Origin of the sequence: Chryseobacterium soli, assembly GCF_000737705.1 — a bacterium.
GTDB classification, from domain to species: Bacteria; Bacteroidota; Bacteroidia; order Flavobacteriales; family Weeksellaceae; genus Chryseobacterium; species Chryseobacterium soli.
The window spans coordinates 345,539-359,766 of record NZ_JPRH01000002.1 but is presented as its reverse complement, the minus strand read 5'-3'; the positions used below and the strand labels follow the sequence as shown (position 1 = coordinate 359,766).

The window sequence follows — 14,228 nt, the reverse complement described above, 5'->3', positions numbered from 1 at the left end:
TTTATTGATTATAGGTAAACTTCCGTATTAACTAATAATATTGACTTCATTTTCACCATCGGCAGTTTTATCTTTCAGCATCCAGGGAATGATGAAGTAAAAGGCAATGGCAATCAATACTGCCAGCGCTCCGGTTCCTATCCATAAAGTATTGAAACCATACTTTTCTGCGATTAAAGTTCCTATATAAGGGGTGATCACAAATGCGATGGAAAACGATATCCCGTTAAGTCCCATATAGGCTCCTTTATTATTTTTACCCGAACGCAATGCGGTAATGGTTGCCATAAAAGGCAGCGTCCAGATCTCGCCGATACAAAGGATGGTCATCGATACCATAAGCGTAATCATGCTGTAATCGAACGCCAGCATTGCATAAGAAAACCCACAAAGAAATGTCCCCAGAAACAGCGCAAATCCAAGCTTGAAATACTTTTCTGCAATCTGTACAAATGACATTTCAAGCAGAACAATCAGGAATCCGCTGTATCCTAAAATATATCCGATATTCTGCTGGCTTATATGAGCAATATCTTTGTAAAACATCGTCAGGGTACTGAATAACTGGAAAAAACAGATGGAAAACAGCATACAACATACACAGTAAATCATGAATTTACCATCTTTGTAAGGTGAATTTTCTTTTTTCACTACAATTGCCTCTTTTACTTTCTTCGCTTTTCGTACTGCTAATTTATTGCGCTTTCTGAAGAACCAGATGTACATCAAACCTGCCAGCAGAGCCCCTAAAGCATTACTGAAAAACAAAAACTCATATGAAATAGCAGACAGAATTCCACCCAACGCAGGACCAATAGAAAAACCTAAATTCACGGCCATACGGTTTAATGAAAATGCTCTGGTGATATTTTCAGGTTTTGCATATTTGGTAATGGCAACCGAGTTGGCAGGACGGAAAGTCTCGCTCACAATACTCTGCGCCAGAATAATACCCGCGAGCCCTACTTCCGTTCTGAAGAGCGGTATCATGCAGAATAAAGGCACACTGAGCAGCAAACTCAGGTATTGTACATGGTATTCTCCTATTTTATCCGTAATCATGCCTCCCAGCCATGACCCGAGTACAGAACCGATCCCGAAAAAGCTTAAAACAATTCCCGAATTTTCTATACTAAAATGCAGCTGGCTGATCATATAAACTCCCAAAAACGGAAGTACCATCGAACCCGATCGGTTAATGAGCATTACTAATGCCAGCATCCAGCTTTCCTTGGAAAGCCCTTTAAATGAACTTGTATATATACTTATTAATTTCACAACTTTAACTTTTTTAATAAAAAAAACAGGGCTTACAAAATAAGCCCTGTTCCTTTATATGAATATAAATAGATTTTACTCCGGCTTATAGGAGTCTTTTAATGTCACAGTACGGTTAAACACCAAATTGGTATCCGTGGAATCCTGATCTTTCGTAAAATATCCAATTCTTTGGAACTGAAGAGGTTCTCCCACAGCAATTTCTTTTAAATTAGGCTCAGCGAATCCTTGAATAGTCTTTACAGATTCAGGATTAATGAAACTTAAGAAGTCCACATCTTTCTCAGCATCAGGCTGTTCTACCGTAAATAAATTTTCGTAAATTCTGACATCCACAGGAATTGCATGTTTTGCAGATACCCAGTGTAATGTACCTTTTACTTTTCTCAGACTTTCTTCTGTTCCGCTTCCAGACTTACTTTTCTCATCGTAAGTAGCAAAAATGGTGGTAATTTCCCCATTTTCATCTTTCTCTACTCTTTCTGCTTTAATAATGTAAGCAGATTTCAAACGGACTTCACCTCCGATTTTTAATCTAAAGAATTTATTGTTCGCTTCTTCTTTAAAGTCTTCACGCTCAATATATAATTCTCTGGAGAAAGGAACTTGTCTTGTTCCTGCATTCTCCTGTTCAGGATTATTTTCAGTCTCCAGCCATTCTTCATTTCCTTCAGGATAGTTTTCAATGACCAGTTTTACAGGGTCTACTACTACCATCACACGTTTAGCCACTTTATTCAGGTCTTCACGCACACAGAAATCAAGCAATTGAATCTCAATAAGATTCTCTCTTTTGGCAACTCCTACTTTCTCAATAAAATTCCTGATGGAAGTCGGCGTAAATCCTTTCCTCCTCATTCCGGAAATCGTAGGCATCCTCGGATCATCCCATCCGGTTACTGCATTTTCAGCAACAAGCCTTTGCAGTTTCCTTTTGGAAGTAATCATATAAGAAACATTCATCCTTGCAAATTCTCTTTGCTTCGGCGCTACCTTAGATTCGTCATACACCTGATCCAAGTACCAGTTGTACAATGGCCTGTGGTTTTCAAATTCTAAAGAACACAATGAATGTGAAACTTGCTCTAAATAATCAGACTCTCCATGAGCCCAGTCGTACATTGGATAAATTTTCCAATCTGTCCCGGTTCTGTGGTGAGGTCTTTTTAAAATTCTGTACATCACAGGATCACGCATATTCATGTTAGGTGAAATCATATCGATTTTCGCACGAAGAGACATGGCGCCTTCTTCAAACTCACCGTTTTTCATCTTTTCAAATAAATCTAAAGATTCTTCGATAGGACGGTTACGGAACGGAGATTCCACTCCCGGTTCGGTAGGATTTTTTCTCTGCTCGGTAATCACCTCAGACGGCTGTTCATCTACATATGCTTTTCCTTCTTTAATCAGTTGTACAGCCCAATCATAAAGCTGCTGGAAGTAGTCTGATGCATACAATTCTTTATCCCACTTGAAACCCAGCCATTCAACGTCTTTTTTAATAGAATCTACAAATTCCTGTTCTTCTTTCTCAGGATTCGTATCGTCAAAACGCAGGTTTACAGGAGCATTGTATTTTTCACCCAGCCCAAAATTAATGCAGATAGCTTTTGTATGCCCTACATGCAGATAACCATTCGGTTCAGGGGGAAAACGGAAACGGATCTGATCTCTCTTCAAACCGTTTGCCAAATCATCTTCTATAATTTGCTCAATAAAATTGAGTGATTTTTTTTCTTCTTCCATTACGTTAGCTTTAATAACTTATACAACAAGATCATTTCTTGTACAAGAATCTGCAAATTTAAGAAATTCTCAGGGTTTATGAAAATGCAATATTCAAAAAATACTGTGTTAATTATTAATTATTTTCTTTCAAATAACAATAAAAATACTTAATTTCACAAAAACCAACTCCCATGTCTGTTTTTATTTTAAGTAACAGAAAGATTGTCCGTCACAAGGGTGAAAAAGAAGATTCATTCTCTAATGATGAATATTCTATCCCCAATTTTAGAATTGCAAAATGTGATTTCGACGGGTATAAAGACGCCAATCCAACCAGGAAGAAAAAGGATTATACCAACAGAAACATTCTTGATTACAAGCTTTTTTCCGAACCTGAAAAACAGGGATATGAAGATGTTCTGGAGGTTTTATTAAGTGAAAAAGGCCTGAAAAAATCAAATCTTACAGCCGATAATCTCGGCGGAACCCAGCGAATGTTTTATGAATTGTATAAAAACATGTCTTCCACAAAAAAGAGAAGTGATGTGTTACTCTTTATTCATGGGTATGCTTATGATTTTGATGATGAATTAAAAGCTATTATCGATCTTAAGAAATTGTTTATAGATCAACCGGAATCTCCCATAGAGCATATTTTATTCGTAAGCTGGCCGGCTTCCAGCAGCCTTGTTCCCCTCACCTATTTTGACGATAAAGCTTCCAGTATTAATTCCGGGACTTCTCTGATGAGGCTTTTTTATTTTTACACCCAATTTTTAAAAGATATATTTTCGAACCGTGATTTGGTTCCGTGCAATCAAAGAATCCATTTAATGGCACATTCTATGGGAAACAGAGTGCTCCAAAGCATGCTGTACAGCTTGAAAAGGGAAAATATATTGCGGGTGATCGATCAGGTTCTTCTGCTGAATGCCGATGTTACCTATAAAGTTTTTGATGATTCTGAAGATTCATTTAATAAGCTTCCATTACTGGCCAACAGAGTTTCCATTTATTTAAACAGGAAAGATACCATCCTCGGAATTTCACAGTTTACTAAAAATATACTGACACCAAGATTGGGTAAAAATGGTCCCGGTGACATTGAAGCCCTAAAAGATATCGTTTCTGTGATCGACTGTACTTTTATTGATAATGACTTAAAAAAGACCTTAAAATTCGAAATTGGAAATCATTGGGGATACTTGTCCAGCTCGCAGGTTCAGGATGACATTTTCCAAAATCTGAATGGAATAGACCGTAATCTTATCACGGGCAGAAGAAAAGAAACTGAAAATATTTTCACAATTATTTCTTAAAGATCATTAAAAAAAACATGATGATTCATTTCATATGTTAAAAATTCTTATAGAAATATAGAATGGCATAAAGATTGTAAAATTCACCAAACAAAGACATTCAAGTATCATGAAAAAAGTTAAAAAAAATTTTTCTTATATATTAAAATATATTAAGAAAGCGATTTTCATAAAAGATGTAATTTAATACACAAATTACTAACCCGTAAACACTAAGATTATCCGACTCTAAAACTACTATCTCCTACCCATTTCCTACAACCACACCTAATAACGCTCCAGTTTATTAGGCTTTTTCACTTTCACTATATACAGATTTTTGTTTATTAGAAAGTTAATTCCATTAACGTCGCGTTAATTTTGGTTAAAATATTGTGTAATAAGAAAAAGAAATTGATATTTACAATACTAATCAATAAAATATTATTATGAAAAATCTAAATGAAAACATGAAAAAACTTAAAAAGGGAGAATTAAAAACAATCAAAGGAGGTATAGCACCCATAGGATGCAATAATTGGAACCCACTTTTAAGATGCTGCAGAGCCTGGGATGAAGAGCACCAGAGTAACCCAACATGCGCGAATTAATTTTCCCTTATCACTTTAAACCATAATAATTCATTATTGAGTTCTAAACTCGATTCTAAATTATTAACAAATAATGATCCGGTGCCCAATCCCTGCGGCATCGGATTTTTTTTCGTGAATGTGTATTGTGCAATAGCATTCAACCCCAAATTACTTTCCAAGGCAGAGGTAATCCACCATCCTATTTTTTGTTTTTCAGCAAGGGCAATCCATTCATCTGAGCCTGTAAAACCGCCTATTAAAGAAGGTTTTAAGATAATGTACTGCGGTTTAATTGTCTTCAGGAGTTTTTCCTTTTCCGAACGATCTGTAACTCCTATCAATTCTTCATCTAAAGCAATCGGAGTAGGTGTTTCAGCACATAATACGGCCATATCTGCCCAGTTTCCTGCTTTGATAGGCTGCTCTATCGAATGGATCTCAAGGTCTGCCAGCTGCTGTAATACAACTTTTGCTTCTTCCGTACTAAATCCACCATTAGCATCCACACGCAGTTCTAATTTTTCTTTGGAAAATTTTTCTCTTAATTTTTGAAGAATTTCATGTTCGGATTTCCAGTCGACTCCTATTTTAAGTTTAATACAATGAAATCCCTTATCCAGCTTATCCTGGATCTGCTCTTCCATGTACTGAATATTCCCCATCCAGATCAAACCGTTGATCGTAACTGAGGAAATCCCTTGGGTAAATTCACTTGGAAAATAGAGATTATCTCCATGTTTCAGATTTAAAACAGCTTGTTCATAGCCTATCCAAATGGATGGAAATTCTTTTAATTCTTCTTTTAAAAATTCCGAATCCTGATCGATATTCCGGCAAAGCCACTGCAGCTTTTCTTCATAATCTGGCCTGTCATCAAAACTTAATCCTCTGAAAATGGCACATTCGCCCATTCCCTTTTTACCGTTCTCAGAAATTTCGAGAACAAAGGTTTCCTTTTCATGCAAAACGCCACGAGATGTTCCACTCGGGCGCTTGAATTCTAATATGTATTTATAATATTCTGCTTTCATTTATTTTACGCTGTCTATCCGCATAAATTCTTCCGCTTTTTCTACCATGTCTACACTTCCACAGAAGAAAGGAATTCTTTGGTGAAGTTCTGTAGGTTCCACTTCCAAAATTCTTCTGAATCCGTCTGTTGCTTTTCCTCCGGCCTGTTCTGCTAAAAATGCCATTGGGTTACACTCATATAAAAGTCTTAATTTCCCGTTAGGTGATTGAGAATAAGACGGATAAATATAAATCCCTCCTTTCAGCATATTCCTGTGGAAATCCGCAACCAGAGAACCGATATATCTTGACGTGTAAGGACGGTCTCCTTCTTCCATCTGGCAGTATTTAAGGTAATTTTTCACTCCCTGAGGGAATTTAATATAGTTTCCTTCGTTAATGGAATAGATCTTACCTGTTTTCGGGAACTGCATATTTGGATGAGAAAGATAATAAGTTCCCAATGATGGATCTAAAGTAAATCCGTTCACTCCGTTTCCTGTTGTATACACAATCATTGTTGATGAACCGTAAATAACATATCCGGCTGCAATTTGATTTACTCCTTTTTGCAAGAAATCTTCTAATTGAACTGGTGTACCTGGTTCGCTCACTCTTCTGTAAATTGAGAAAATTGTTCCCACTGAAACATTGACGTCAATATTTGAAGAACCATCTAACGGATCGATCAATACAACATATTTACTTAAATGACCGTTTTCACCACATTTAATGTCAATAAAATCATCATTTTCTTCAGAAGCAATACCACAAACCACTTCTCTTTGGGACAACGCTGTAATAAAAATCTCATTGGCGATCACATCAAGCTTTTGCTGCTCCTCTCCCTGAATATTTTCATTTCCTGCTTTTCCAATGATATCTGCAATTCCTGCCTTGTTTACTTCCCTGTTTACCACTTTCGAAGCTAGTCTTATTGCACTTAGCAGACGAGAAAATTCTCCTGTAGAATATTGAAAGTCGTCTTGTTTATCAATAAGAAATTCTCCTAAAGTCTGTAATGGTTGATCTGACATATTTTACTTTTTACGATTTGCTCAAATTTCGTAAAATTTATCACAAAGAAAAAGAATTTCTCATAAAAGAATCTATCCCCTGTATATCAATAGAATACACTCATAATTATCTTAATTTTAAAAAAATAATCCTTAAATAAATGCCCAAATTAAGTCTCCGGGACAAGATAATTTCAAGAATCTTCATTTATTTCATATTTTAATGAAATCTTAATTCCCCGATATCGTCCAGCTATTTCATATCTCGTTGTAAATTTATAATTTTGACGTCCGTAAAAAACTCATATAAATTTTATCTAACAATTTTATTTATAACAAATTAATGAAAGTTTTCAAGTTTGGTGGAGCATCTGTGAAAGATGCCGAGAGTGTGAAAAATGTGTCTATGGTATTGGAAAGCCAGGGATTCGCTAAATGCTTGCTGGTTATTTCAGCAATGGGCAAAACGACGAATGAACTGGAAAAAGTCGTAAACCTTTATTTCAAGAAGGATCACTATCAAACTGAAATTGAAAAAATAAAACAAAAACATATCGAGATCTCGCAAGGATTATTTCCTGAAAACCATGCTGTTTTTGCTGAAATCAATCTTTTTTTCGATGATATCGTTTCTTTTTTAAGAAGAAACAAATCTCCTAATTACAGCTTTGTGTATGATCAGGTTGTAAGCTGTGGAGAAATGATTTCCACTAAAATTCTAAGTGAATACCTGAATGAAATTCAGTTTACCAACCAATGGCTGGATGCCAGAGACTATATCAAAACGGATAATTCTTATCAGGAAGGTGTAGTAGACTGGAAGAAAACGGAAGAATTCATGTCTATTTTAAATCCTGAGATCTGCTATGTAACTCAGGGCTTCATCGGTTCCGATGACAATAACTTTACGGTAACTTTAGGAAGAGAAGGATCCGACTACTCTGCGGCTATTTTCGGATACTGCTTGAATGCAGAGGCGATGACCATCTGGAAAGACGTACCGGGAGTTATGACAGGAGATCCGAGAAAATTTAAGGATGTTACCTTGCTTTCGAATATTTCTTACGAGGAGGCTATCGAAATGGCATACTACGGAGCCAGTATCATTCACCCTAAAACATTACAGCCCTTAAAACAGAAAAACATTCCTTTTTATGTAAAATCTTTCGTAGATCCTACAAAAGAAGGAACCAAGGTTGGAGCTTCAGAAAAAAACCAACACGAGGAAACTTATATCTTAAAAGAAAATCAAACGCTGTTAAAAATCTCAACCCGGGATTTTTCATTCATTGCAGAGGATCATATGAGTTTAATTTTCGGATATTTGTCAAAATATAAAATCAAAGTTTCTTTGATGCAGAATTCTGCAATTTCATTAGCTTTATGTCTGGAAGATAAATTCAATACTATTGAAGAGCTTAATGAAGAACTTCAGAAAATTTTTAAGACTGAAGTGTCCAAAAATGTATCTTTATTTACCGTAAGAAATGCGAAGAAAGATAACATTGATAAATTTTACCATGAAAAGAACGTATTATTGGAGCAGATTTCAAAAAATACACTTCAAATGGTAACACAATAATATATAATTGCGACTAAACACACATGAGTTTAATTTCGAAAAATGATTTAATCAAAGCTTCCGGCTTGAATAAAATAGGATTCCTAAAGAACCCAGTAGCATCTGCTGTGATGAGCATTGCTAAAATAAATGAAGTTAATAGACTATACGATAAACTGAAGGACAAGGAAGGTAAAGATTTTTTCGACTCATTTGTGAGAGAGAGAAACCTAAGCTATATCGCTTTTGAAGAAGATTTGGCTAAAATCCCTAAAACCGGACCGTTTATTTTGGTTTCCAATCATCCTCTTGGAGCGATTGACGGGATATTGATGTCCAAAGTCTTATTAGAAGTACGTCCGGATTTCAAAGTAATGGGCAATTTCCTTTTGGAAAAAATAAAGCCTATGGAACCGTACGTTATTTCTGTAAACCCTTTTGAAAACAGAAAAGAAGCATACAGCAGCTCTTCGGGAATGCGCGAAACATTAAAGCATTTACAAAACGGAGGCTGTATCGGTATTTTTCCTGCTGGAGAAGTTTCCAACAAAAACAATCCATACGGGGAAATATTAGACAGAGAATGGGAAAAACCAGCGCTTAAGCTTATTAAAATGGCAAAAGTACCGGTAGTTCCTATGTATTTCCATGCCAAAAATAGCCGTTTATTTTATCAGGTTTCAAAACTACACCCAAGTTTACAAACCCTGATGCTTCCTGCAGAAATGATGAACGACAGAGAGAAACCTATCCGGATTAGAATCGGAAGACCTATCAATGTAAAGGCTATGGAGGAGATGGAGAATATTGAAGAACTGGGAGAATTCCTGAAACGTAAGGTTTACATGATGAAATCTTACTATGAAAAGAGAAAATCTCTTGCTCAGGCCATCAACCTTCAAAATCTATCGGTTAAATTTCCTTTGCTCAGAGAAGAAAATATTGTTCAGAATATCATCGATGAAACTCCGAAAGAGGATATTATTAATGATATCAGCAAACTGAAGGGCACCGATAAAATGCTGTTCAGCAACGGTAATTACGAAATTTATTTTACCACCTATGAGGAAATCCCTTCTGTAATGAGGGAAATCGGACGTCAGAGAGAACTTACATTCCGTGCTGTGGGAGAAGGAAGCAATCTTCCTTTCGACCTTGATGAATATGATAAACACTATCATCATCTTTTCCTTTGGGACAGTACTGCAGAAATGCTGGTGGGAGCCTACAGAATGGCTTTAGGGAAAGAAGTCATGAAAAAGTACGGTATCAAAGGCTTTTATACGAGTTCTTTATTTGAATTTGAACAGGATATCCATCCGTTCTTTAAAAAAGTAATTGAAATGGGACGGGCTTATATCTGCCAGGAATATCAGCAGAAGCCTCTTCCCTTGTTCCTTCTATGGCGGGGAATTGTGCATGTATGCTTAAGAAACCCTGACCATAAGTTTTTGATGGGTGGCGTGAGTATTTCCAATAAGTTTTCGGAGTTTTCAAAATCTTTAATGATTGAATTCATGCGTTCGAATTACTATGATTCTGCCGTGGCTCAATACATCACCCCAAGAAATGAGTATAAGGTAAAACTTCGGGACCGTGATAAAAACATCTTTTTTGAAGAGATGGAATCCGACCTTAACAAGCTGGATAAGATTATCGATGATCTTGAACCGGAACTGAGATTACCTGTTTTAATAAAAAAATATATTAAACAGAATGCAAAAGTGATCGCATTCAATGTGGATCCCAACTTTAATGATGCGATTGACGGACTGATGTATATCCGGATCAGTGATCTTCCCGAAAGTACGATAAAGCCTGTATTGGAAGAGATGAGCGAGCAAATTAGAAAGGAACAGGAAAATAATCCGGCTGAAAATCAGTAAGTTTTTATATTTGTTTAAAAAAAATTAGGTTAATACTTGCTTCATATACGAAAACTTACTACTTTTGCATCACTTTAAAACAACGAAGTAACAAACAAAAATATAATGGTTTCTTAGCTCAGTTGGTAGAGCAATGGATTGAAAATCCATGTGTCCCTGGTTCGATTCCTGGAGAAACCACAAACTGCCTTTACGGAGGCAGTTTTTTATTCCAAACTGCAAAAACAGTTGTCTGGTATAGAAAAAAGTATTATTTTTGCAACCACCTTAAAAGTAACAAACTTACCATATAAGGTTTCTTAGCTCAGTTGGTAGAGCAATGGATTGAAAATCCATGTGTCCCTGGTTCGATTCCTGGAGAAACCACAAACCGCCTTTTATAAAGGCGGTTTTTTTGTGTATATATTTTCAATAACAGATATAGCTTAAAAGTATTCACGTAACTTCAAAAGGGATCAGAGACAACGTCCAGTCTTAAAATTAGTTAATATAAGCTTATCCCTCTTAAATTCATAGCCTATCTTTTTAAAATTAATTATCTTCGCGTACAAATTTTAAATAAAAATGAAGAAGATCATCTCCGGAATATTTGTTTTCTTATCTCTCATGATATTCTCTCAGGAGGCTATGCAGTTCCAGGATTTACCCTTTAAGGATATTATCGCAAAGGCAAAAAAGGAAAACAAGCTGGTTTTCATTGATGCATACGCTTCATGGTGTGGCCCATGTAAAATGATGGAAAAAAATATCTTTACCCAAAAATCGGTTGGAGATTATTACAATACCAATTTCGTCAATGCAAGATTTGATATGGAAAAAGGGGAAGGAAGAGAAATTGCTGCCAAATTTGGTGTACGCTCTTACCCTACTTATCTTTTTCTTAATGGTGACGGAGAGCTGATCTCCCAAAATTATGGTTATATGGAAGAAAGCATGTTCCTTTCCATGGCGCAGGACATCAATTCCCCAAACAATAAAAAAGGATCTTTAAAAGACAGATTTGCTAATGGAGAAAAAGACCCTGAATTTCTGATCAATATCATGAAATTGAATTCTACTACCGATTACGAATTTGCCAAGAAAGCTTCTGAAAGGTATTTTGAAAATAAGAAGAAAACTGAAGTACTTTCAAAAGAAGAAATCGGCTATATGTTGTTCTTTTTAAAATCTGTAGAAGATGCCAATTATAATGCTTTCGTTTCCAGAAAAGCAGAGATCATTAAATATCTTCCTGAAGACACCTACAAAGAGTTTGACAATCAGCTTAAATTATCAAAGGTAGCAGAGCAGTCTATTGATGACAAAAATAAAAGAATCAACGATGATTATTTTATGAAAACTGCCGAACCTTTAGTGGGAAAAGAAGCTGCAACGGTTAGGCTTAACCAAATGAAGTTAAGTTACTACGAGCAGACCTCCAATTTCCCTGAATATGAAAAGGCTGCATTGGAATATTATAAAAAATCTGAAGCATTTGAACCTAATGAACTCTTAAAAGCCGCATGGATCTTCAGTGATCATGTTAAAAATCCTGCTTCCTTAAAAAAGGCTTCGGAATGGGCAGAGAAATCTGTAATGGCAGGTGAAACTGCTGAAAATACTTATATTCTGGCAAAACTCTATTTCTTAACAGGAAACAAAGAAACGGCAAAAAATTACGCAGAAATGTCTAAAAATATGGCTGTGCAGGCTAATAAAGATGCTAAGCTTGCAGAAGAACTATTGAAGCAAATAAAATAAATGATGAAACATACACTATTGACAGGCTTTCTTGTCCTATTTTCGACAGGAACATTAATGGCACAGGAACAGGAAAAAAGCCTTTACATAAAAGGAAATGCAGCATTTGCTCCACTAGGAATACTTAATGTAGCAGTGGAAAAACAACTGACTCAAAAAATTACATTGCAAGGGGATGTTTTGATTTCTCCTTGGAAATCTTTTGCAGGACATGAACTTCAGTATTATTCTGTTTCTGTAGAGGGGAGATATTACTTTAACGAAGCTTTCAAGCATTGGTATATTGGGGCAAATATTGCAGGAGCAGCGTTTACTACCCAAAAATGGAATTACTGGAATGATCGAACTTTTGTCACAGACAGTGGAGAAGTGTTTACAAACTCTAATATTTACCAAAAGGGATATTCGATAATATTTGGTGTAACAGGAGGATATCAGTTCAAAGTATCTGATCGTTGGAATATTGATTTATATGCATCCATAGGATCTTCGCAAGACTTTTATAAAGGATATGAACGCGGGACCGGCCAGCGTTATGATAGTGCTCAAAAATTCAATAAAAGTGGCGAGATTATGCCTTACAGAGGAGGTGTAATGATATCCTACAAATTAAAATAATCTCATGAAATTATTCGGAAGAAATCACCTTATCATCTCAGCTATCACTTTTGTGATTGTTTTTTTAATGAATTATCTGGGAAATGAACAACCTGATAAACTTCAAACAGCATTACTAATTGCTGTTGCAGGAGTTATAGGATTATCAATCGGTCTTCTTATCTTTAATAAAGGGAAGAATGACAATACTCCACCACCGGATTTTGATTAAACAGATAGCTGATTTCAGATAACAAACTTGCCATCACAGGGTGGTACGATTAAAAGAATATATTAAGTAAGTAATTTTATTACTTACTTAATTTTTGTACATAACATATTGAGCTCTTATTTTTTCGAATTTCTCCAAATCTTTTTTCCATGAATCTTTGATCTCCGAAATTGATTTACCTGCAATAATCTGTTTTCTCAATTCGTCAGTTCCGGCTAATGTATCAAACCATAAATTTTTCAGGAAAAACCCCTGGTCCGGATTTTTATAATCTTTATAGGCTTTAATAACCCATTCCAGATTTAATTCACGCAGATCTTTCTGGTAATTAGAAAGATTCTCACCATAGCATAATTTTCCGTTTAAGAAAGGATCTTTGGCACCGGAGTTCGGCTTTGGAGTAAACTGATAAGGAAGGTCTTTCGTCCAGGGAGATCCATAGAGCTGGAAAGGCAGCCCCGTTCCTCGTCCTACAGAAACCTGGGTTCCTTCAAAAAAACATAAACTTGGATATAGATTGATAGATTTATCATTGGGAAGGTTAGGAGAAGGTTTATCCAAAATAGGATACCTTTTCATTTTTTGATACCCCTGCATCGGGATAACCGTATATTTAGCCTGAACTCCTTTGCTCAGCCATTTTTCACCATTAACCATTTTTCCGTACTCTCCTATGGTTAGTCCATATACGACAGGGACTTCATGCATTCCCACAAAGCTTGCCCATTTTTTCTTCAATACAGGTCCATCTGTATACCCGTCATGAGGATTTGGGCGGTCCAGTACCAGCACTTCAACATTATTTTCAGCCCCGGCTTCCATCAGATAGGTTAAGGTAGAAATATAGGTATAGAATCTAACTCCCACATCCTGAATATCAAAAACTACGATATCAATTCCTTTTAACTGATCCGGTTTTGGTTTTTTATTATTTCCATATAACGAAACGATTGGAATACCCGTTTTGGTGTCTACTCCATTCTTTACTTTTTCGCCTGCATCTGCATCCCCTCTAAAACCATGCTCAGGTGCGAAGATTGCTTTGATTTTAATATTATTTTTAACTAAAAAATCAACAAGATGGGTTTTATCACTCATTAATCCTGTCTGATTGGTAACCACTCCTATGGTTTTACCTTTTAACAAAGGCAAATAGAGTTCAGGACGGTCTGCACCTGTTTTGAAAACCGGTTGATCTTGAGTCTGAGAATAATATTGGTTGAATACTCCTAAAAAAATTAGGCAAATAAGAAGTAAATTTTTAATTTTGAAATCTAAATTCATA

At 35.9% G+C, this 14,228-nt stretch carries 12 protein-coding genes and 2 tRNA genes; 9 read left to right on the top strand and 5 right to left on the bottom strand.

The window, feature by feature from the left end; genetic code table 11:
• Positions 1-27 precede the first annotated feature (27 nt).
• Positions 28-1,221, bottom strand: coding sequence for an MFS transporter (locus IW15_RS06925; protein ID WP_051881833.1), 1,194 nt, complete (start codon positions 1,219-1,221; stop codon positions 28-30).
• Between the two features lie 132 nt (positions 1,222-1,353).
• Positions 1,354-3,027: a glutamine--tRNA ligase/YqeY domain fusion protein gene (locus IW15_RS06920; RefSeq protein ID WP_034710185.1), complete on the bottom strand. Its 1,674-nt coding sequence runs from the start codon at positions 3,025-3,027 to the stop codon at positions 1,354-1,356.
• A gap of 173 nt (positions 3,028-3,200) precedes the next feature.
• Here IW15_RS06920 and IW15_RS06915 point away from each other — a divergent pair, with 173 nt between their 5' ends.
• Positions 3,201-4,328: an alpha/beta hydrolase gene (locus IW15_RS06915; protein WP_034710184.1), complete on the top strand. Its 1,128-nt coding sequence runs from the start codon at positions 3,201-3,203 to the stop codon at positions 4,326-4,328.
• Between the two features lie 428 nt (positions 4,329-4,756).
• The gene (locus IW15_RS22720) at positions 4,757-4,918 is read left to right on the top strand and encodes a hypothetical protein (RefSeq protein WP_165585164.1); all 162 of its coding nucleotides are present in this window, start codon (positions 4,757-4,759) and stop codon (positions 4,916-4,918) included.
• On the opposite strand, the gene IW15_RS06910 is transcribed toward IW15_RS22720, so the two are convergent.
• Complete coding sequence (locus IW15_RS06910; protein WP_034710183.1) at positions 4,915-5,931, bottom strand: o-succinylbenzoate synthase; 1,017 nt, start codon at positions 5,929-5,931, stop codon at positions 4,915-4,917. The genes IW15_RS22720 and IW15_RS06910 overlap by 4 nt on opposite strands.
• Positions 5,932-6,948, bottom strand: coding sequence for a class 1 fructose-bisphosphatase (gene fbp, locus IW15_RS06905; protein ID WP_034710182.1), 1,017 nt, complete (start codon positions 6,946-6,948; stop codon positions 5,932-5,934).
• Between the two features lie 322 nt (positions 6,949-7,270).
• Between fbp and IW15_RS06900 the strand changes: the two genes are divergently transcribed.
• The 7 genes from IW15_RS06900 to IW15_RS06870 all read left to right on the top strand — a co-directional run bounded on the left by IW15_RS06900 (position 7,271) and on the right by IW15_RS06870 (position 12,943).
• Positions 7,271-8,509, top strand: a complete 1,239-nt coding sequence (locus IW15_RS06900; protein WP_034710181.1) for an aspartate kinase — start codon at positions 7,271-7,273, stop codon at positions 8,507-8,509.
• Between the two features lie 23 nt (positions 8,510-8,532).
• Positions 8,533-10,374 carry a lysophospholipid acyltransferase family protein gene (locus tag IW15_RS06895; protein ID WP_034710180.1) on the top strand — a complete coding sequence of 614 codons (1,842 nt, stop codon included), beginning with the start codon at positions 8,533-8,535 and terminating at the stop codon, positions 10,372-10,374.
• Between the two features lie 107 nt (positions 10,375-10,481).
• Positions 10,482-10,554, top strand: a tRNA-Phe gene (locus IW15_RS06890).
• A gap of 113 nt (positions 10,555-10,667) precedes the next feature.
• Positions 10,668-10,740 (top strand) — tRNA-Phe (locus IW15_RS06885).
• Positions 10,741-10,938: 198 nt separating this feature from the next.
• Positions 10,939-12,114: a thioredoxin family protein gene (locus IW15_RS06880; protein WP_034710179.1), complete on the top strand. Its 1,176-nt coding sequence runs from the start codon at positions 10,939-10,941 to the stop codon at positions 12,112-12,114.
• A complete protein-coding gene (locus IW15_RS06875) occupies positions 12,115-12,732 on the top strand; it encodes a DUF3575 domain-containing protein (protein WP_228384316.1) in 618 nt (205 codons plus the stop codon).
• A 4-nt stretch (positions 12,733-12,736) separates the two neighbouring features.
• Positions 12,737-12,943 (top strand): hypothetical protein, encoded by a 207-nt coding sequence (locus tag IW15_RS06870; protein WP_034710178.1) that lies wholly within the window; start codon positions 12,737-12,739, stop codon positions 12,941-12,943.
• A gap of 87 nt (positions 12,944-13,030) precedes the next feature.
• Here IW15_RS06870 and IW15_RS06865 read toward each other — a convergent pair whose 3' ends face one another.
• Positions 13,031-14,227: an exo-beta-N-acetylmuramidase NamZ family protein gene (locus IW15_RS06865; RefSeq protein ID WP_034710321.1), complete on the bottom strand. Its 1,197-nt coding sequence runs from the start codon at positions 14,225-14,227 to the stop codon at positions 13,031-13,033.
• Position 14,228: the final 1 nt, after the last annotated feature.